General features: G+C 41.8%; 18 protein-coding genes. 6 read left to right on the top strand and 12 right to left on the bottom strand.

The window, feature by feature from the left end:
* Positions 1–91: 91 nt before the first annotated feature.
* From ABJN95_RS12530 to ABJN95_RS12490, 9 genes are all read right to left on the bottom strand, one after another.
* Positions 92–595: a FecR domain-containing protein gene (locus ABJN95_RS12530; protein ID WP_348370748.1), complete on the bottom strand. Its 504-nt coding sequence runs from the start codon at positions 593–595 to the stop codon at positions 92–94.
* Positions 596–748: 153 nt separating this feature from the next.
* Positions 749–1,669 (bottom strand): helix-turn-helix domain-containing protein, encoded by a 921-nt coding sequence (locus ABJN95_RS12525; protein ID WP_348370747.1) that lies wholly within the window; start codon positions 1,667–1,669, stop codon positions 749–751.
* Positions 1,670–1,845: 176 nt separating this feature from the next.
* Entirely contained in the window at positions 1,846–2,937 is a 1,092-nt protein-coding gene (locus ABJN95_RS12520; RefSeq protein ID WP_348370746.1) for a type 1 glutamine amidotransferase domain-containing protein, read from the bottom strand.
* A gap of 322 nt (positions 2,938–3,259) precedes the next feature.
* Positions 3,260–3,979 carry a class I SAM-dependent methyltransferase gene (locus ABJN95_RS12515; RefSeq protein ID WP_348370745.1) on the bottom strand — a complete coding sequence of 240 codons (720 nt, stop codon included), beginning with the start codon at positions 3,977–3,979 and terminating at the stop codon, positions 3,260–3,262.
* On the bottom strand, positions 3,976–7,107 hold the full coding sequence (locus ABJN95_RS12510) for a glycosyl hydrolase (RefSeq protein WP_348370744.1): 3,132 nt from the start codon (positions 7,105–7,107) through the stop codon (positions 3,976–3,978). Before ABJN95_RS12510 ends, ABJN95_RS12515 begins: the two co-directional genes overlap by 4 nt.
* Before the next feature lie 506 nt (positions 7,108–7,613).
* The gene (locus tag ABJN95_RS12505; protein WP_348370743.1) at positions 7,614–8,468 is read right to left on the bottom strand and encodes a hypothetical protein; all 855 of its coding nucleotides are present in this window, start codon (positions 8,466–8,468) and stop codon (positions 7,614–7,616) included.
* Positions 8,469–8,502: 34 nt separating this feature from the next.
* Positions 8,503–9,327 (bottom strand): DUF2490 domain-containing protein, encoded by an 825-nt coding sequence (locus tag ABJN95_RS12500; protein ID WP_348370742.1) that lies wholly within the window; start codon positions 9,325–9,327, stop codon positions 8,503–8,505.
* A 3-nt stretch (positions 9,328–9,330) separates the two neighbouring features.
* Positions 9,331–11,280, bottom strand: coding sequence for a hypothetical protein (locus tag ABJN95_RS12495; RefSeq protein ID WP_348370741.1), 1,950 nt, complete (start codon positions 11,278–11,280; stop codon positions 9,331–9,333).
* A 157-nt stretch (positions 11,281–11,437) separates the two neighbouring features.
* Entirely contained in the window at positions 11,438–12,637 is a 1,200-nt protein-coding gene (locus ABJN95_RS12490; RefSeq protein ID WP_348370740.1) for a sorbosone dehydrogenase family protein, read from the bottom strand.
* A 159-nt stretch (positions 12,638–12,796) separates the two neighbouring features.
* Here ABJN95_RS12490 and ABJN95_RS12485 point away from each other — a divergent pair, with 159 nt between their 5' ends.
* On the top strand, positions 12,797–13,669 hold the full coding sequence (locus ABJN95_RS12485; RefSeq protein WP_348370739.1) for a sugar phosphate isomerase/epimerase: 873 nt from the start codon (positions 12,797–12,799) through the stop codon (positions 13,667–13,669).
* Positions 13,670–13,671: 2 nt separating this feature from the next.
* Here the strand turns inward: ABJN95_RS12485 and ABJN95_RS12480 are convergent, their stop codons facing one another.
* On the bottom strand, positions 13,672–14,589 hold the full coding sequence (locus ABJN95_RS12480; RefSeq protein ID WP_348370738.1) for a sugar phosphate isomerase/epimerase: 918 nt from the start codon (positions 14,587–14,589) through the stop codon (positions 13,672–13,674).
* Between the two features lie 112 nt (positions 14,590–14,701).
* On the opposite strand from ABJN95_RS12480, the gene ABJN95_RS12475 reads away from it, so the two are divergent.
* The 5 genes from ABJN95_RS12475 to ABJN95_RS12455 all read left to right on the top strand — a co-directional run bounded on the left by ABJN95_RS12475 (position 14,702) and on the right by ABJN95_RS12455 (position 19,098).
* Positions 14,702–15,442, top strand: a complete 741-nt coding sequence (locus ABJN95_RS12475; RefSeq protein ID WP_348370737.1) for a phytanoyl-CoA dioxygenase family protein — start codon at positions 14,702–14,704, stop codon at positions 15,440–15,442.
* 223 nt (positions 15,443–15,665) lie between these two features.
* The gene (locus ABJN95_RS12470; protein WP_348370736.1) at positions 15,666–16,346 is read left to right on the top strand and encodes an orotidine 5'-phosphate decarboxylase / HUMPS family protein; all 681 of its coding nucleotides are present in this window, start codon (positions 15,666–15,668) and stop codon (positions 16,344–16,346) included.
* A 32-nt stretch (positions 16,347–16,378) separates the two neighbouring features.
* Positions 16,379–17,404 carry a zinc-binding dehydrogenase gene (locus ABJN95_RS12465; protein WP_348370735.1) on the top strand — a complete coding sequence of 342 codons (1,026 nt, stop codon included), beginning with the start codon at positions 16,379–16,381 and terminating at the stop codon, positions 17,402–17,404.
* Positions 17,405–17,408: 4 nt separating this feature from the next.
* Positions 17,409–18,182 (top strand): SDR family oxidoreductase, encoded by a 774-nt coding sequence (locus ABJN95_RS12460; protein ID WP_348370734.1) that lies wholly within the window; start codon positions 17,409–17,411, stop codon positions 18,180–18,182.
* Positions 18,183–18,204: 22 nt separating this feature from the next.
* The gene (locus ABJN95_RS12455) at positions 18,205–19,098 is read left to right on the top strand and encodes a sugar phosphate isomerase/epimerase family protein (protein ID WP_348370733.1); all 894 of its coding nucleotides are present in this window, start codon (positions 18,205–18,207) and stop codon (positions 19,096–19,098) included.
* Between the two features lie 77 nt (positions 19,099–19,175).
* On the opposite strand, the gene ABJN95_RS12450 is transcribed toward ABJN95_RS12455, so the two are convergent.
* The gene (locus tag ABJN95_RS12450) at positions 19,176–19,919 is read right to left on the bottom strand and encodes a DUF1080 domain-containing protein (protein ID WP_348370732.1); all 744 of its coding nucleotides are present in this window, start codon (positions 19,917–19,919) and stop codon (positions 19,176–19,178) included.
* Positions 19,920–19,931: 12 nt separating this feature from the next.
* Positions 19,932–21,245 (bottom strand): Gfo/Idh/MocA family oxidoreductase, encoded by a 1,314-nt coding sequence (locus ABJN95_RS12445; RefSeq protein WP_348370731.1) that lies wholly within the window; start codon positions 21,243–21,245, stop codon positions 19,932–19,934.
* Between the last annotated feature and the right edge of the window lie 10 nt (positions 21,246–21,255).

Genomic DNA, 21,255 nt, shown 5'->3' with positions numbered 1-21,255 from the left:
AACAATGGAAGCGGGCATTGCCTTCAATGTTCAGATAAGGGTTTACAAATGCCCGCGGCAGTAGGGAGAATTGCAAAGCTAGTGATGACGCTTATTTTTTAAATTCCTCTCCTATTTTTTTACCGGCTTTTTCGAAGTCGTCTCCAATTTCCTTAAGCACCGGTTTTAAATCCTTGCCCAATTTTTTTAGTTCTTTTTGCAAAGAGCGAATCCATTTTCTATATTCTTTGTTCGATTTAAACTGCTTGACAGCCTGTTCACCCTCCTTGTAGACCGCTCTTATTCCTTTTTTTATCTTGCTTTTTCCATAGTCCGTTTTTAACTCCACGAGTCCTTTCTTCACATCAACAGCAATTTGCTTTGAAGTAGTCTTGACATTGAATTCAGTACCTAGTACAACGACATCACCATATTGGGTACTAACCGTAAAGCTAGATTCAGCGGGTACAACCGTAAAGAAAGCTTCTCCGCTTAGTTTTACCACCCTATGTTTGAATTCTTTTGCATATGAAATGCTGCTGTTGTGATTAAGAAATACCTGCGAGCCATCAGGAAGCGCCACCGATTCATAATTACTTTCCGTAGTCGTCTCCAAATTTGAGCCGCAAGACACAAGCAGCATCAGCAAACAGCAAAAAATATACTTTGTCATAACCAATCTAAAACGATGCCTTAATTATAGTCAATTTTAATTGATTTGACATTAGGTCACAAATATAAGTTCACATTTCAGCAAATGAGCAAGTGACTATGCGCGCATGCTATGTTTCTTATACGATGAGGGGGTTGTACCTTCAAACTTTTTAAAAGCACTATTAAAAGATGAGAGGCTGTTGAATCCCATATCAAATGCGATAGACGAAATGGTATATTTTTGACTTTCGGTTTCAGTAAGCAATGCTTTAGCATCTTGAATCCGATAATAATTAATAAAATCGTTGAAGTTACGTTTGGCATACTGATTTATGACTTCCGAAGTCTTTTGGGTGCTTTTTTCTAGAAGCTTGCTTAAGCTAGCCAGTGAAAAGTTAGGCTCTAAGTATAACTTCTGACCAACTACCAACACCCCAATTTGTTGGAATAGGGCGGCATTTTCGCTGGTATCGAATGCATCTCCATAGCTGTTCAATGACCTTAGTTTAAAGGCTTTGTAACTCAAGTAATAGATAACCATAGAATAGACGATCGGTCCTACGATATAGGGTATGGTATCTTCTATAATATTCAATACGTAGGAGATCCATATAACGACAAAACCAGCAACCAACATCTGTAGCCATTCCATTAGGGCTAACTGAGATTTTGTGCGCCGCTGTTTGGGATGAACTTGCATCACTTTCCACACTACTCGACCCGATATAAAAATGTAAACCGCCAAATGCAGATAGATGAAAATAATAACGCTGGCAAATAAGGCAATGGCTTGACTATTCGTATCATCAAACCAATCTTTACTCACAAAGAAACTTGTTATGAATAGTACAACGAACGGCGCCAATTCCAAGAAATAAGTTTTGGGTAATTTAAAATTGGAGGTCGTCGTGGCTAAAACATACCATCGCAATAGCGGCCCGATGATCAATAGAAATGATAATCCTGCAAAAATAAATAATGGCTCCAAGTCTTCTCCAAAGTACAGCATGACTGATTTACCAATTCGAAAGGCCATAAAGATTAATATCAAAGCCAGTAAACGGTTTGGCAAGGTTCGCTTCTTAGTGAAAAAGTAAAGGTATACGGCAAAAAACACTCCATGTAGGAGTCCAGCACCACTGATTAGTATAAGAAGTATGTCTAAAAACCCCAATCGAAAACTTTTTTTCGAATTTAACTATATTTCGAGTGCTAGGCTCCCATTTTTTTGACAAAAGAAACCAGACCAATAATATCAAAAAAACGACCGACATCTCCTTTCATAGCTGCAATAATACTATGTTTTGCTATAAGAACACGATTGATAGGTACTTTTGGCTCATGCGTCATTACTGTTATAAGCGCTTTGGCTTTTTTTGACCCGTGGGTATCATAGGTATTCAGTATTCGAACAGCATTCTCTTCGTCGGTAATTTCTCTAAATTTTGGTTTGTGACCCAATTGTTCTATCATAGTTTCCGCAACAGCCCAAACTGACCAGGGGTTTTGACCGGTAACCAAATTCCCATCGTGGCTAATTTTTTCCAAATACATGGCTCCCTGATTAAAACGTGCACCCTGCGCAATCAACTTATCTTCTAAAAGAAAAGGAAATATTGCATCGGCTTCGGGTATAAGTAATAACTCCTCCTCATTGGTAAAACCACTTACGGTTTTGTTTTCCAGTAAGGCATGGCTGCTGTCTAAGGTTACATTGACCAAGGCCGCAGGACCATGGCATACGGCCCCAATGACCTTATCAGATTGATAGTAATTGCGAACAAGAGCTTGAATCGACTTATTTTCAGGAAAATCGAACATAGCTCCTTTGCCTCCAACAAAGAAAACTGCTTTGTATTGCTCTGCTACTACATCTTGTATAGGAATGGTATGGCTTGTTTTGTACTGTGCCAGCGTATCGTTTAAAAAAGCAAAATCATAAGCCCCCATATCTTCATCATCAATAACAACAGGAGGTTTACCCCCTAAGGGACTTGCGATATCAACTTCAAAACCGTTGGCCTGAAACACATAGTACGCCCGTGCCAATTCAGTTAGTTCATAGCCTGTGCTTTTTCCACTACTTCCCATGGTATTGGTGCTGGTGACGACAGCCAAAATCTTGCCTCGAAACGGTTGAATATTTTCAGAAACATAAGGCAGGTTTTCCACCAAGCTAGTTTCGATTGCGGTATCTCTAGGGGGAAGCAAACCTTTAAACCAGAGTGCAAAAGAGACGATTAAGATGAGTAGACCTGTAAAAACAATAAGTACCCATTTAAGTATTCGATATTTTTTCTTCATGATATTTCGTTTTTGATTTTGCGCAAATACGTCATTATACTTCGTAAAACCATTGCGAATGATCATTCCGTCAGTATTAAATGGGCTTGAAGAATCTTGGCTTTGGTGAAGAACCAGTAGCAACTCAGTTATAAGACGCTGGTAAACTAGATGATAAGTCGGCCACGGCTATCAAGTTGACGCTATATCAAAACCGCTCGTACTCAACTACGAAAATATATTTGATTAGGCGCTGCACCTTCGCATAAGAAGTATTTCTGGTAAGTTAGTGAAGCGCCAAATTGTAGCATCACTGGCTAAGCAGTAATGGGAATTTTTAATTTCAATCCTTAATAAAAACCATACAATGTTGCCAGGGTAGATTATCAATATTACGTTCTAGTTTCATGCCGGCTACTTTCATTTCTTTGACCGCTTGTCTTTCGGTCATTTTGTGTAGTTTTTTGATGGGCACCTGATCATCTTCGCCTTTATATTCGATTAAAAACAACTTTCCATTAGGTCGCAACGCTTTGCGAATGGAGGCCATCATCTCAATGGGGAAAGCCAACTCATGATACACATCTACAATGAGCACCTTATCTAAAGAGTTTTCAACGAGTTTCACGCTTTTTTCGCCTCCCTTGACCGTTGTTATCGTATTGACCTGGTCTTTTTTCTTTTTTCTGCGGATTTCAGCCAACATTTCCTCCTGAATATCAACCGCATAGATATGACCTTTTTGAGCTACTTGCGCCATCTTAAAGACGTGGTAGCCTGACCCTGCACCTATATCAGCGATGATATCACCGGTTTGAATATTCATGTTATCTAATAATGTAGTAGTGTTCTCCTCTTTTTCGCGCTCTGGGCGCTCTAGCCAATTCATGCCCTGAAAACCCATCACATGGGCAATTTCTCTACCCATATACCATTTTCCAGTTCCGTTAGCATCGCCCTTTTTGTAGGTATATGATTCATTTTGAACTATGGTTTGACCGTGGCATTGGTACATTGGCAATGCAAGTATCAATAGCGTGAGAATACGTACGGTGGTTTTCATGGCCAATAGATTTCAGGTAATCCAGCACTTTTCAATTGTGCATTGTATTTTGTGATATGCTCAGATTTAATCGATTGTAAGCGAGCTTCTAAAATACGCCATTGCCCCAAATAGTCTTTCGTTACATCGCGTACGCCTTGAGTAACCGGTAAATTGCCCTTGCCGATGCGATTCAAGAAATCCTTAAATTTTATCAGCAGCCGGGCTTCGAACATATAATTGCTTTGAAAAGTCCGCATTTCTTTTTGTAGGATCTTGGCGATCCAGGCATCCAATGTTGCATCAAGGGCTTTGCCATCTGTTATAATATTGGAATCTGTCGTTGCACTTAAAATAAAATTCAACTGTTGTTTGACTTTACGAAGGTCACGTACCCCATTAGTCATTGCCGTGGCACCTGCGTAAATGGACTCCGATATTTGGTCTCGCTCCGAATAGGCTGCCGCTGCATTGGGAACCCTATTCGCAATTCGGGGGTCAATCTTTATTTCAAAATCTTGGGTTTGACTGTACTCCCCAACTTTGAATCGTACCTTGTATTTGCCGGGAGCTGCATTATAAGCGGTTAAATCACGATTGGTAGTATATAGTTCTTTTAAACAATCAAACCTACCTACCTTCATATTCCAATGATAGCGATGCGCACCAATGCTCCTTTTTAATTGCTTTTTTACCAAGGTGTCGCAGCCCACTTGCAGATTGTTTGTGAATTCGGAGTGGATCGGAACATCTTGCTCATTGAGAATTTCAAGTGACATGGCTAGGTCTTCAGGCACCTGCTTATTCAGCACATAGTGTATTTGCAAGCCCTGCGGCGGATTCTCACCATAGCCGCCATCAATACTATAAGCCACCGAAAGTTCGGCATGAACATCACGGGGTTGGTACAAATAATATGACGCATTGGCTATAGTTTCTGAAAGCTGATGCAGGGGTGTTAAATCATCGAGTATCCACAGTGCCCTACCTTGAGTAGCTACGACCAAATCTTTGCGTTTGACCCGTAAATCAGTAATGGGTACTTCGGGCAGATTGTTCTGCAAGGGTTGCCAATTGCCGCCATCATTGAAAGAAACAAAAACGCCCGTTTCTGTACCCGCATAGAGTAATCCCTTCCTATCTGGATCTTCACGAACTGTTCTAGCGAAGGTGTCGGCGGGCAAGCCATTGACTATTTTTTGCCATGAAGCACCATAGTCATGCGTCTTGTATATATGCGGCGTAAAATCGTTCATTTTATAACCAGCAACGGCGATATAAGCGGTTGCAGCATCATGAGGTGAGGGTTCTACGACATTGATGATGCTTTCTTTTAACCCCTTTGGGGTGACATTGACCCAGGTTTTTCCACCGTCTTGCGTCAGATGAACCAACCCATCATCAGAACCCACCCAAATAACACCTTCGGTAAGCGGAGATTCTTCAATGTTAAAAAGGTTATTATAGCTTTCAGCAGTTATTTGTTCATTGGAAATGGGCTTTCCGCCTTTGCCTTGATGTTCTTTGTCGTTACGGGTAAGGTCTTCACTGATGACCTTCCAAGTGACCCCTCGATCGGTAGACTTCATCATATATTGCGAACCATAATAAATCACCTTTGGGTCGTGAGGGGAAACAATAACAGGCCCATTCCAGTTGGCCCGATATTTCAAGTTTTTTGGTTGCTCTCCTGTTACTCTAGTTGGATAAGGCATTACTGTTCTGGTATTGTCAATATCACGGTCCCATTCTACAAAATTACTGGCAAAGTATGTAGAATATACATACCTGGGGTTATCAGGATCTAAAGCCACGGTCGACGATTCTCCGGCCCGCATCACGTCCCAATGCATAGCTCCTATGCCATCATCTACCACGCGACTATCAATGGCAATAGTGCTATTATCTTGCTGACCTGAATAGACGCGGTACGGATGGCCGTTATCGGTAATCAACCGATAGAATTGCCCGGTAGGTTGGTTATACATGCTCGACCAAGTTGCTCCACCGTTAAAAGTTACCGATCCTCCCCCATCATTTGCATTTACCATAATATCACTATTGTTCGGATTGATCCACATATCATGATGGTCAACGTGGCTTCCGCGTATTCCCTTAAAGGTTTTCCCGCCATCTATCGATTTCATAGCAAAACTGTTCATTACCCACAGTTCGTCTTCATCATTCGGGTCAGCTATAATATGCATATAATACCAAGATCGCGCATAGGTAGTGGCATCATTGGTGGTTTGTTTAAAACTCTCCCCTCCATCGTCAGATCGATAAACGCCAGCCTTATCGCCAAGAGCATCAATGGCGATATACACAATCTTAGAATTCGCCGGCGAAATCGAAACACCCATTTTACCTTTTAATTTGGGTAACCCTTTTGTAATTTCTTTCCAAGTTTTACCAGCATCGGTTGTTTTGTAAATTCGACTGCCCGGCCCACCGCTTTGTACTACCCAGGGCTTTCGGTGAAAATCCCATGAAGCTACCATCATTATATTCGGGTTGTGGGCGTCAACGGTCATATCAACTATTCCAGAATTGGCATTGACATAAAGTATCTTCTCCCAACTAACACAGCCATCCTCTGAAAGATATACACCGCGTTCTTCGTTTGGCCCCCAAGGATTTCCCTGGGCCGCTACGTACACCTTATCAGGATTCGTTGGATGCACATAGACATTGCTGATATGACGTGTAGCCGCCAGGCCCATGTGTTTCCAGGTCTGGCCTGCATCAGTAGACTTATAGATGCCATCACCATGTGAGGTTTTCACACCGCGTACCGGAGATTCTCCGGTGCCCACATAAATAATGTTGGGGTCGGAAGGTGCTAGGGTGATATCACCAATACCAGTTGTATTAAAAAATCCGTCGGAGATATTTTTCCAGGTAACTCCCCCATCAGTGGTTTTCCAAACACCTCCGCCGGTAGCACCCATATAATAGGTAAAAATGTCTTCTGGTATGCCAGTAACGGTGGTAGACCTTCCTCCTCGAAAAGGACCGATGTTTCGATATTTCATTGATTCATAATGTTTTTCTGAAATGACTGGTGTAGTGCTTTTTTTCTTGCGTTGGCCATAGGTGCTAACAAGGGAACAAAGAACTAGGACTAGTGAATAGACAATGATTCTCATAGGGTTGGTTATTTAATCGTACAACATGATTTTCCGTTATTTACTGTAGCAGTATCACGGTCCTGTTAAGGAACTAATAAGATAAAGTAATTTCGGTACAAGTACAAGATGGGTTTTGGCTTTGAGAAGTATTTCAAGATTAGCCATGAACTTTGGGTGCAACTCAGAATAGCGTGGCCTCAGCCGACAATTACCAAAACTGAATTAAACCCTTATTTACAGCAATTTCTTGCTAAAGGATATGACATTACAATTGCGGTGTGGTAGGGGCTATCTCTGCTGCAGGAGCACTATTATCACCGACAGATTTTCGACAAGTTATTTGAAAGCAGTACTCATGCTGCCTTCCTGTTTTTCTTGCTATGAAATACGGTAGAGGTGCATTATCCTATCTGGACTCTGCCAAGATTTTCTAAGGGCTCTAATAGGCGTACAATCAAAGAAATTGTAGTCTGAGAATTTTGTCGTAGGCTAGAACTATAGCGCAACAGCAATCAGCAAGTAATTCAACGCTTCCCCTTTTTGTCGGCATCGACCAACTTATCGTCTTGCCACCGTCCACCAGTAACGATATCCCCATCGGCATCAAAGAATTTACCAGTGCCACTGCGTTTGTCTTCTTTCCATTCGCCGGCATACTTTTCACCATTTGGCCAGTAATAGGTGCCAAAACCACTGCGCTTATCGCCCTCATAGGTTCCCACATAATACTGTCCATCAGCCCAGTAAAAAGTTCCTTCACCTTGACGTTGATTGTCTTTCCATTCACCCTCGTAGCGACTACCCGTATCCAATAACGCAATACCAAATCCATTAGCCTGACCATTTTTTACCTGTCCTACGTAATGCAATTGATTCCCTTTTTTACTTTTGAAGGTTAGGTATTCTCCAAAAGACTTCTGTTTTAACTGACGACTTAATCGCGTTAATTGTACCCTTGTTTTTTCAAGAACAAAGTTCAAAGAGTCATAGGCACGTAATTCTGGTATCTGCACTGCAGTTTCGGTCTGTAAAGAATCTGGGTTAATTTCTTCTTTCCTTGCGCTTTTTTCTCCCACCTTTTCAGCCTTTAAAAGCTTCTCGGCAAGCGCAATACGGAGGGGAATGTACATTCTATTTTCTGTACTGCCGCTTAAAGTTTCGTTGTAGGAACGTATCGCCGTATTGTAATCTCCTTTTAGCAATACAGAATCAATTCTAGATAGTTTTTGGTAAGCCGTAAACTCCGCTGCTAGGCGCGACTCATTTTGTTGTGATGCCTGTAATTCGTTCTTTAAATTGTTCGTATTGAACAAGAGAAAAATGACCATAGAGGCAGCCAGTATGAACAAGATATATGGAAAAATAACTTTTTTCTTCATTGTTTTGGTAAAGTTGAACTAGGGTAAGTACGAATTAATCGTTCAAATGGATTTCGGGAAGCTTATTTTTTACCTTTCTGAAGTCAGGAGAATAGTAAAGATGCACTCTTCCTGTATAGGATTGTTTGAAAATACCGCCGTTATTAAGGTCTTGCCCCATAGAATACATAAAGCCAGCAGCTACCGTTAAACGCGGTGTTAAAATATAGCCCAAGGTGGTGGTCAGCCGCAAATCTTCCATTGGGCTTGCCACTACAGTTTTACCGCTTTGCATGATCAATTCTGCCTCTGGTGCAATATATAAGGTTTTGGGTTTTAACTTATGGTGATTCAATGGAACTTTGGCGCGTAACATATACCGCCACCTGTTCCGGTAGGTATACTCACTATTTTCTTGAAAACCTTGTGTCCACCTATGTTCGATTCTGATACGATGGTAGATCATGGCACGATATACCTCTTGTGCAAATTGGTATTGATGCCAAATACGAAATTCGGGCACCACATTACGATCAGCCGACTCGTGATCGGTATTGAAATTTATACGCAAAACACCCCCAAGACTGAAATTGACCTTTTTAGAATAGATGTATCCAAGAGCGTGACGATTATAGATTTGTGCAATTTGACCAATATGGTTCACACTTCCGGTTTCTTCAAATCGGAAGTGGGTTTGTGCATCCCAAAACAAACGCTTTGAAACACGAATTTTACCATAAGTATTAAACCACATTTTGGTTGTGGGTTCTTTATATTTCGATTCACCGGGCAGTACTGCACCGTCTTGAGCGAAGCCTGACGAAACCACTAAGCATAGTAGCGCCACTAAAGTAAAATAACGAATGTTCAACTTTTTCATGCTTTACTGGTCCGCTTTCTTAGGTTGAACATTGAGCAATTGCAAAATGATGTTAGGGTCTTTCTCACGACGTAGCTTCCGCTCTAGCTTTTTGGTTTCTTCCGTTCGAAGCTCACGCATTCGCTGGGTTGATTGCTGTATCTCCTCATTAAGAATACCAGCATTTTCACAATTCAATTCATCAGTAGCTTTTTTGAGAAAATAAGGCATAAGTACCTTGTTAAAAGCCGTGGTAAGGCGTTTTTTAACTTCTTCATCCATGACCACTGCCATAAATGGGTTCCATACAGCGTCTTGATAAAGCGAATCAATTTCTGAGGTTTGCGTGGGCAAGGCCGTAATCGTCATAGACAAAGCTGATAGTTCCGCGAGGCAACTTTTTAAAGTTTCGCCATATTCCAATTTTTCCTTTTGATCTTTGAGGGAAGCATAGGTGCTCAAAGATGCATCGGCCAAGGTTTCAATATTTTTCAGCGCTTTGGTATGAGCTATGGGCAGGTCAGTTAGTGTGTCTATCTGAGTGACCAGTAGTTGATTTTGCTGTATAAGATTCTCCTCCAAGGCTACAAGTGTTGCTGCGTCTGCGGTGGTAGTCAATCGCGCTTGTAGTGCCTTTTGTATAGTCTCCAAACTCTTTTCAGCATAGCGTGCCAATTGGGCTAAAGTCTCGAGATTATCTCCTACAAAATTAAACGAATCGGCGTTGGGTAAGATGAACGTTTTTTTGTCACCAAGGCTGTCACTCGCTACTTCGACCAGTGTTTTCGGTTTGCCTTTGGGCCAAAGCGAAGCAATAAATGTATCACGACGTATGAAGGCAAGTACATCTTGATCTGCCAGCTCAACATAGCGTTGTATTGGGCTTAAAAAATCTTCCTCAATCTTAGCCGCGCAATTGTAATAATAGCGAGCATCTGCATCCGAACGTTTCAATATATTCAGATGGCTATTGTTTAATAGAGAATTACCTATGGCTTCTGCACTTCTATAGGTCTCGATTATACGTTTAGTATTCTCAAGCGCTACAGAATCCATAGTATAATACGGCAGCTGTACCTTAAATTTGGGTGTGAAATCGGCGGTACCCAATTTTGATAAAATGCCATCAATTTTCTGATAGTACGCGGCATTAGCCGCCAAGAGTTTGGGCAAATTTCCGTTGAGTACAGCGGAACGTGATCTTCCAACCAAGGTATTTTCTATTACCTTGAGGTAGCGTGCATCAAGACTGACAACTTCGTATGCCTCAGCTTGACCGTCAAAAACTGGAATTTCTTTGGTTTCCCCCCCGTCAATTAATTGTATTTTTTGTAACACCCCTTCTTCAAAAATCCAACTCTCTGCATTCTCTACCCCTTCCACATCGTAAGAAGACCACTCATCGTGCGCCAAGCCATTCCTTAAGAACCGACCCACTAGAATTGCATCTTCATTTTCAATTTGAAAGTTTTGCTGCGGCACTCCATTTTCAAAGGTGATATCACTTTTAAAAAGGCTCTTCTCCTTTTCTGAATCTTTTATCTTACTGACTTCGTATGTCCATAAGCCATCAGGCTCCCCATTCTTGATCTGGCCACTCCCCTCTTCCTGTGTGCCACTGATCAGCACGCGATATTCATAGTCTACAACTTTACTTTGACTATCAGATTGAAATTCGCCGAATTGAAAGCGCCAAGGCCCATTAGCGGAACCCTCCTTAAAATCTCCTTTAAACAAAAAAGAAATATCTTCTTTCTTTAACAAGGCTTCTAAGCTAGAACGTTTTAATTGAAAGGGACCGTCTAATATGGTATCCTTATCGACAATCTTGTATTCGTAAATGGCATCACCCGTGAAGCTATCTACTTGCAGGGTGCCACGATATTCGACTCTTTCTTGAGCAAGTAAGGTATTGGAGAGGCAGAAAAAGCAAATCGCTAAAACCAACAAATAATTCTTCTGGATTGGAATCATCCCGCAAAAAAAATGAATTTAATTGTATATATGAGGTATAATACGAAAAATTCAGGGCTTTGGATTTCCGTAAAGACAACTTCTAACACCTATCTTAAAATTTGCATTGAAATGCTATTTCAAAAAAGCCCGAAGTTGGGTATCTGCATAGTACGAATTAATTACTTGCCAGTTGTTCACCTTCATAGGTAACCCGATAAATGGCGTCGCCGAAATCATCAGAAATCAATAAAGAGCCGTCTGCTAAAAACAACAGATCAACAGGTCGACCAAAGCGTTCTTGTGATTCTTCATCGAGCCAACCTTCTAAAAAGGTGTCGTATGCCACTGACTTGCCATCTTCTAATTGTACTAAACTGATTTTATAACCCACCTTTTTTGAACGGTTCCAAGAGCCGTGCTCCGCAATAAAGGCGAAGTTTTTATACTTCTCCGGAAACATATTGCCTGTATAGAATTTGACCCCTAGTGGCGCTACGTGGGCACCCAGTGCCTGAACAGGAGCTATAAAATCGGAACATGGACGTTGATCGCCATACTCGGGATCTTTCACAACGCCGCCATGGCAAAACGGATATCCAAAATGTTGACCAGCCTCAGTAACACGATTCAATTCGCAAGGAGGAATATCATCGCCCAACATGTCTCTCCCATTATCAGTAAAATACATTTCTTTGGTTTCAGGATGCCAAGTGAAGCCAACCGTATTTCGAACGCCATGGGCATATATTTCGCGATTGCTTCCGTCTGGGTCCATTCGCGTGATGCTAGCAAAGCGCTTGTCTGTAACCGTAGAATCGCAAATATTGCAAGGTGCGCCAACAGGAACATACAATTTTTCATCTGGACCAAAGGCGATGTATTTCCAACCGTGATGAAATTCGGTAGGGTAATCGTCGTAGACCACAGTAGGTTTTGGCATGCTGTCTAATTGTGATTCTATATTATCGTAACGCAACAATCTGCCTACTTCGGCAACATACAAGGAACCGTTATTATACGCAATTCCGTTAGGCATTTCTAGGGTAGTGTCTATGACAACAACACGGTCTGCACGAAAATCTTTATCCCTATCCTGAATAGCATATACCTTGTTTTCATTACGAGTTCCTACGAAAAGCGTACCGTTCTCCCCCATTGCCATAGAACGCGCCCCATCAATGCTGTCGGCAAATACTTCTATTTTAAACCCTTCAGGTAGCTTGAGCTTATCAATGGGAAGTACAGATGCAGATTCTTCATATTGCACCAATGGCTCGGGTTCAACTTGTTTTTCCTTCTGTTCTTTGCAAGCCAAAAAGCAGCAAAAAGCAGCAAGTAATAGTACACTTTGGATATTAAAAAGTCTTGTTTTCATGTGTTTTCGAATTGGATACCTTCTAATCAAAAATACCATCTTCTGATCAATTAGCAATTCCTATTCGTGATAAATCTATTTTAACGGAATGAGGATGCCGTTGGTAGGCTTAGTAATGGCTTTTTATTCCTATTTTAGCACTGAACAACTATCCCGATTATGAGAAAAGCAAACTTCAGATTACTACAAACCACATTGATTTTAACTTTCTTGGTATCGAGCGCACTTTCTGCGCAATACCAAATGGGAGGTCTAGCCCTTTATACGGTACGTGACGACATGGCCACGAATGCCAAAGCTACATTGCAGGCCGTTGCGGAAACCGGGTATCGAAATATCGAAGCCGCCGGATATAAAGACGGCTCATACTACGGAATGGCTCCTAAAGAGTTTAAGGCATATCTAAGGCAATTGGACTTAAAACCGATTAGCACGCATCAGTCTGATGTTACCCTTGACAATATGAATACCATGTTCGCTGATGCCAAAGCAGCAGGGTTTAAGTATTTCGTAATACCCATTCCTCCCATGGGTTTGTTTAACTACGACGCAACTACTCAAACGATGGGCATGACCGGAACCGTCGAAAATTTGGCCAAGATCATCGATACCATGGGTGAAAGTGCCCATAAGGCCGGGCTGAAATTGCTTTACCACAATCACGACTTCGAATTCAAGAAAAATGAAAATGGCGTCGTTCCTATCGATTATCTCTTAGAAAACTGTAATCCAAAATATGTAAATTTTCAAATGGATTTGTTTTGGGTTACCAAAGCTGGGGCTGACCCGATAGCGTACTTTAAAAGGTACCCCAAACGTTTTAAAATGTGGCATGTGAAAGATATGGATGACCAAGGCCGATTTGCCCCCGTCGGAAAAGGAAATATTGATTTCAAAAAGATTCTAAAGCAAAAGTACTTGTCTGGAATGAAATTTTACATGGTGGAGCAAGATCAGACTTTTGATAACATGAAACCACTCGATGCCATTAAAATTAGTCATCAGGCTATTAAGCGAATGGGGTTTAAATAGTTTTACAAATACCGCTGTAAGTTCTCCTTGAAATAGGCAGCACTATCAGTAATACTTTGCATCGAATTGCTTGCGAAATTACTACCTTGTTCTAAATAATAGTATTGCAGTGCGTCGGTGTCGATTTTAGAGAGCATGTCGATATAGTCTATAGAACCATTTCCTAGTTCGGTATAATCACGAGTAACTTTGTCCATATCTTTGATATGCCACATCACATAACGTCCCGGATGCGCTGCGATAAGTTCCTGCGGACTCTTTTTGGAAGAATGTTCTACCCAATACATGTCCATTTGCAATTTTACAAGTGCAGGGTCAGTATCATATAATATACTGTCATATCCGTTTTCACCGTGATGGTCAGTAAATTCAAAATCATGGTTGTGATAAGCAAAACCTAATCCTGCACTGGTCACCTGCTCCCCTATGACATTCAGTTTCTCAGCCAGTAATTTGAAATTTTCAATGGTTCTGTATTCTGGCGCCAGCCATGGCCAAGTGATATAGCTTTTATCTAAGGCTTTGGCTCCGGTAATACATTGGTCTACAAAACGCTTGAGCTCATCAGCTGACTTTTCGAAATAGTCTGAAAACCCATAATGCCCACTAGTAGCTGTCAATTGTAAATCTTCTAGAATTTTTTTAAAATCAGCAGAGCTGTACCCATAATACATATCTTTCTCGCCGTCATAACCATAGGTTTCCAAATCTTGATATCCCAAGGCCGCTACTTTTTTTAAACTCTCCAACGGATCTTTGGCCATAGCGTCACGTATGGTAAAAAGTTGAAGTCCCATCTTAAATTTTGGTTTGTTTTCCATGGCGAAACATGCTATTGGTAACATTGATGCCGAAATCAAAACACCTGATTGCTTTATAAAATTTCTTCGGCTAGTAGCTTGTTTGTTTCCCTGCATCATATGTATTAGTTTAATTACCCGAAACCAAATATAACTTATATTCTCTCATTTTCCTTTTTTAGAATTAAGTCTACTAATTTGTACCTTAGGTGTGATATATTAAACAATTACGATGCTTTCCCAAACGCAAATAGAAACGCTTGATAGCGATGGCTATCTTTCTCTCGGTCAGCTGTTATCCTATGCCGAAGTAGATTTAGTAAATAACCGTATTGATGAGCTGATTGCTCTAGAAGGAAGGAATGCCGGTTCAGAGTTGTTTGATTCTAAATACATTCGCCACCCCCAAGAAGAAGGTGCCTATCGCTTGGCCAATTTGGTCAACAAAGGTGCAATTTTCGATATTTTCTATACCCATCCTAAAGTGCTTGCTGCAATAGAAGCTGTTTTAGGAAATCAATTCAAACTTTCTTCTTTGAACTATAGGGCAGCCAAGCCGGGCCAGGGACTCCAAAAACTGCATGTTGATTTTGGAAATTCTGTACCTGACGGAGAATACAAAGTCTGCAATACCATTTGGCTTTTAGATGATTTTACAAAGCATAATGGCGCCACTCGAATTGTACCTGGTACGCATAAATTAAAACAATTGCCGCAAGAGGCTATGACCGATAATAGTCTGCCGCACCCCGATGAGATTTTGATTCAGGGTCTAGCTGGTTCGGTATTCCTATTTAATTCACATGTGTGGCACGGTGGAACTAACAATAGAACAGATAAATATCGAAGAAGTATACATAGTTATTTTTGTGCAACCGACCAACCACAACAACTCGATCAGAGACAATATATAACACCTGAGACACGAAATAGAATTGGTATATCTGCCCAAAAAATATTAGACGTATTATAATGTTTGCGGTAGCGGTTACTCTCGTCAAACCAAAATTACTATACTGTAAACTTTATCCCTATCGTTACCTTCTTTTGAGGTGCTGGAGTTATATAGATATTTCACCAACACCTTCAATTTTCTGTAAAAATTATTGTAAAAAAGTAAGCTTCACCCCGGTGGCAGCTCTTAGTTAAGAATTTCCAATTTTTTATTGCTTATCGTAAAACGCTATATTTATAAGATGAAGCCCGTTGTACAAATTTCACTTGATCTTACAAATATTGAAGAAGCTTTGGAAACGGCTACTATGGCTTTGCGCGCTGGGGTCGATTGGTTAGAAGCTGGTACCCCTCTACTACTGGCAGAGGGTCTACACGGCGTACGAAAATTACGAGCGGCTTTTCCATCAACACCTATAGTTGCAGATCTCAAAACGATGGACGGCGGTTATTTGGAAACCGAAATGATGGCCAAGGCTGGCGCAACCCACGTGGTGGTTATGGCAAGGGCACATGAAGAAACGATAAAAGTAGTGGTTCAGGCCGGCAAAGATTATGGTGTTAAAGTTATGGGCGACAACCTTGGCTGTTCCGATATGGTCGAAGGTGCCCAATGGCTTGAAAAATTGGGATGCGATTATATCATTCATCACATAGGATATGACGAACGTCGAGGCATTGCCGCAAGCGGAATGCGCATGCCGAGTCCGTTAGATCAGTTACGGGAGGTGGTAGAAGCAGTCAACATTCCTGTTCAGGCTGTCGGAGGCTTATCTTTGGAGCAGGCTTTGCAATGCCCCACCTATGGGGCACCTATGGTCGTACTTGGGGCTCCCCTCACCATTGATGCTGACGCTTTCAAAACAGCGGAGGGCGATTTGGAAAGTTCACTTCGCCTGATATGTGCTAAAATTCATTCCTAAGAAAGTGTCTAGTTACTGAATATAAAAAACATATGAAATCTATTGCAGTTGTTAATTATGCCGAGGCCAAAGGAAGTGTTGAGCTCCGTGAAATCTCAAAACCAACAATAGGCGCTGATGATATACTTTTGGAAGTGGCTAAGGTAGGCGTCTGTGGCAGTGATCTACACCAATGGAGTGCGGACCATAGCTGGGAAGTCAACTACCCTGTGGTGCTAGGTCATGAATTTGGAGGGCATATTGTCGAATTGGGGAGCGATGTTTCAGGATGGAAAGAGGGCGATCGGGTGGTAAGCGAAACAGCTGCCGTTATTAACAATACCAGTCCGCTTTCAAGGCAGGGACTTTATAATTTAGACCCATCAAGAAAAGGTTTTGGGTATGGCGTTGACGGGGCTATGACTCGTTTTGTAAGAGTGCCTGCACGATGCTTGCATAAGGTTCCTGAAAATTTGCCATTTGAGCAGGCCTGTTTAACAGAACCTTGTTCCGTGGCCTACAATGCTGTTTTAGTGAACTCACGAATTCGACCTGGCGATCGGGTGTTGGTTTTAGGTCCGGGTACGATTGGTATTCTTTGTGCGGCTATGGCTAGACTAGCAGGAGCTGAAGTAGCAATCGTAGGGTTGCCTACCGATGCTGGTCGCTTACAAATTGCGAAACAATACGGGTGCAATACCATTATTGGAGATGCTTCTGACTGGGCCTATAAACATGATGGTATGGGTGTCGATTGTGTTATAGATGCCGCAGGTGTTAGTACAACATTGCGCTTGGCCTTATCGTATGTGCGCCCCAATGGACATATTACCAAAGTTGGATGGGGCCCGCAGCCTATGAATTTCTCTCTAGACCCTTTGGTTCAGAAAAATGTGACTTTGCAAGGCAGTTTTAGTCATAATTGGCCTATTTGGGAGAAGGTATTGTTCCTCTTATCTTCTGGCAGTTTGGATGTGCGACCCATCATAGGTGGAGTTTGGAAATTGAACGAATGGAAAGAAGCCTTTGAACAGATGTATTCGGGAAAAGTGGTAAAAAGTGTTTTAACCCCAAATTAAAATAATGCGGTTACAAGATAAAGTAATACTAATCACAGGAAGCTATACTGGCATAGGTAGGGCTATTGCAAGACAGAGTATAAAAGAAGGCGCCAAGGTGGTACTGAATGGTCTACGTGAGGAACTGGGTCAAGAACTAATGCAAGAGTTCGAGACGGATAGCGTTACTCATCTCACTATTGACATTACAGATACAGGCGCTCCTGAGAAATTGGTCAATAAAGCCATTGCTGCTTTTGGTAGGTTAGATGCCGTAGTAAACAATGCGGCCATCGTGGCATCTTCAAATATGGATACCACCACGGTGCCCTATTTGGAGCGAATGCTAGCCGTAAACACCATTGCCCCTTTCGCTATCATACAGGCGGCGCTGCCCCATTTGGAAATTTCTCGGGGGAATGTCGTGAACATCGGTTCTATTAATTCATGGAGTGGTGAACCTAATTTATTGGCCTATAGCATTTCCAAAGGGGCACTGATGACTTTAAGTCGTAATTTGGGCGATACACTGTTTCGAGAAAAAGGAGTACGGATCAACCAAATTAACCCAGGATGGATACTTACAGAACATGAGTTCGTTAATCAACGAGAACAAGGAAAGCCTGAAGATTGGCATAAAACTCTGCCCGATGTTTTTGCCCCGGCGAAAAGGCTGTTCAAACCCGAAGAGCTCGCTATGGCCGCTATTTATCTAATGTCAGATGAATCTGGCCCAATAAGCGGACAAGTTATTGAGGTAGAACAGTTTCCAATAATCGGAAGAAACCCTCCGAAGTAATCATATATAACAAATTTGATAAGTGCCAAAATTAGCCGTATTTCCTAAAGCTTTCATGAATGCCTTGTGTAAGGATGGAACAATGACCGTCTCAGAATGGATTAGTCTGGCTTGCGACTTGCATGTTGATGGTTTGGAATGGTACGCTGGTTTTTTGGAGATGGCAGATAAGACGAAGTGGTCTGAATTTCGAAAGCAAGTTGAACAACACGGAAAGCAAATTCCCATGCTTTGTTGTTCGCCTGATTTTACGCATCCTGATGCTCTTTTTCGTAACAAGGAAATTGAAAAACAGAAACGCTGGCTTGAAATGACTAGCGCGCTTGGCGGCTCATTTTGTAGAGTGCTTTCAGGGCAAAGACGACCTGAGCTTTCGCTAACAGAAGGCGTACATCTGGCTGCGGAATGCATCAATGCATGTTTGCCCTATGCTCAAGATCTCGGCATTACCCTGATTTTGGAAAATCATTATAAAGACGATTTTTGGGAATATCCTGAGTTTGCTCAAAAGATGGATGTGTTTTGTGAATTAGTTGATCAAATTGACCATCCGAACTTTGGCGTCAATTTCGATCCTAGCAATGCGTTTTTGGCAGGGGAAGAACCTTTGGAACTTTTGTACCGAATTTCAAATCGAGTAGTCACCATGCACGCAAGCGATCGGTATCTGATTAGCGGTACCATTGCCGATCTTCGCAAGGAAGAAAATGGAACTATGGGCTATGCAAAAAGACTGAGACATGGTGAAATTGGCAAAGGCCTTAATGACTACGATGCTATTTTCAAAGAATTAAGGCGTGTAGGTTTCAATGGCTGGATCAGCATTGAAGATGGTGTTGACGGAATGGACCAATTAGAACGCAGTGTGGCTTTCTTACGAAAGAAGATAAAAACATACTGGCCAGATTTTGATTAGTGAACTACACTATCACTTATGTGGTCGCAAATAAAACTGGTCAAAACAACCTTACAGTATCCCTTCGGTCACTGATCTTAAAGTTTTTTTACGATTTGTTCTTCCGAAGTAACGCCCGATGGTAGTTCGATAAGCTTGAAATTTCTAAAATGAATCTCGGCTCCTTCTGACTCCAAGCACAGGTATCCCTTTTTGATGCTGGCATTGCGAATACCATTGACGAACTTTCCGTTTACAGAAAGTTTTATGGTTCCGTCTACACAAATTACCGTATAGCTATTCCAAATTTCTTTGCCCTTAGCCCGATTCTCTATAGACTTGCTACGCGTTCCTCTCGGGTTATCAGGAATGGTCACTACTCCTCCGACTCCAAAAAGCTCGCCGTGTACATATGCAATGGGCGGTTTTTTCCCTTCACGGGTATTTAAATTCACCCAATCGAGTTCCAGCATCTGCACCTCTACCCCACCAGGAAGACGTGATTCTGGATCTGGTGTGGCATCGCTCCAAACAAATACGCCAGAGTTACCACCAGCTTCCATATGCCTCCATTCTACCTGCAGAATAAAGTTTTCATACTGCTTTTCAGATCGCATAACCCCAATGGGAAGACCCTTACATATAAGCAGGTCCGCTTCGGTTCGCCAGGTGTCAGCATCCGTATTGACATTGATCCAATGGATAGGTTTTTCAGCCCCCTCAGCGTCGGAGACCAAACTATCTAAAGCAATTTCCTTTCCAAAAACTATATCTGGTGCTTGACCAAATACAAATACGGCAGAGCAAATACAATATGCGAAATGAATAACAAAGTTTTTCATACTAGAAGGAATCTATATAAATTTTGTTTTGCCTGGAACGGCGACCGGGGGCATTTTATATTCATGATTCCAATGGTACTCCTCGAAATTGGGTCCCATAGATTCGTTTGAATGGAGTGCTTCTTCCCATCCAATTTCTTGTCCCGTATAACCTGCGGTTCGTGCAAGAATTGCCATCATGGTACTATTCGCCATTTTTTCGCCATCGTTTATTGCGTTGCCACTGCGAATTGCTGCAAAGAGTTGATCGTGTTCTGCCTGAAACATGTCATTCTTTTCACCACGGTATTCCCAGGCACTTTTGCCAGTCATACGGGCTTTACCATATAGGTTCAATTGTGCGCACCCTTCCGTACCAAAGACTTCAAGTGTATTGCGACCTTTTGTATTGGCCTGCTGCCTTGTAAATAGATATGATTTTGAACCATTGGCATACTCGTATTCTACAGCAAAATGATCATAGATATTACCGTATTTTTCGTGTACACGTACTTGTCTTCCGCCTGTACCTACCGCTTTTATAGGCATCTCGTCAGCCATCGACCAAGAGATTAAATCACAGCTGTGCACAGATTGTTCAACGATAAAATCGCCCGACAACCAGTTGTAATAATACCAATTGCGCATCTGATGTGTCATCTCTGTCCATTCAGGTTGGCGGTCCTTATACCACAATTCTCCCCCGTGGCGAAATGCAGTGACTGATCTTATTTCTCCAATATCTCCGTTAGAAACTCTTCCCATGATTGCTCTATTCATGAGATCGTGACGGTAACAGAAGCCGGAGACCACACTGAGGTTTTTGGCCTTGGCCTGTTTTGCGGCTTCAAGTACTTTACGAATACCCGGTGCATCAACGGCAACAGGTTTCTCACAAAAAACATGTTTATCGGCCTTGATAGCGGCAATCAAATGGTCTGGTCTAAAAGCAGGTGGCGTTGTTAGTAACACCACATCAACTCCTGAATCTATGACTTTTTGATAGGCATCAAAACCAACAAACTTATGTGCTTTGTCTACCTTAAGTTGATCTGGTTTGATTTTGGCAAGTTCGGTCAAAGAACCCTCTAAACGATCTTCAAAAACATCGCCCATTGCCGTTAATACAACATTGGGGTCTGCGTGTAATGCTTGAGACGCCGCTCCAGTGCCACGACCTCCACAACCAATAAGTCCCACTTTTAATACCGTATCCTTTGTAGTCTTTGTGGAAGCGTATAAGCCCACAGGATACGTGATGGAACTACCAACAAGTACGATCCCTGATTTTTTAAGAAATGTTCTGCGACTGGAATCTGATTTTATATTGTTCGTTTTATCCCCCATACCCCTAAAG

The organism is Maribacter sp. (genome assembly GCF_039974175.1).
Taxonomy (GTDB): domain Bacteria; phylum Bacteroidota; class Bacteroidia; order Flavobacteriales; family Flavobacteriaceae; genus Maribacter_C.
This window is presented reverse-complemented; position numbering and strand designations above follow the sequence as displayed.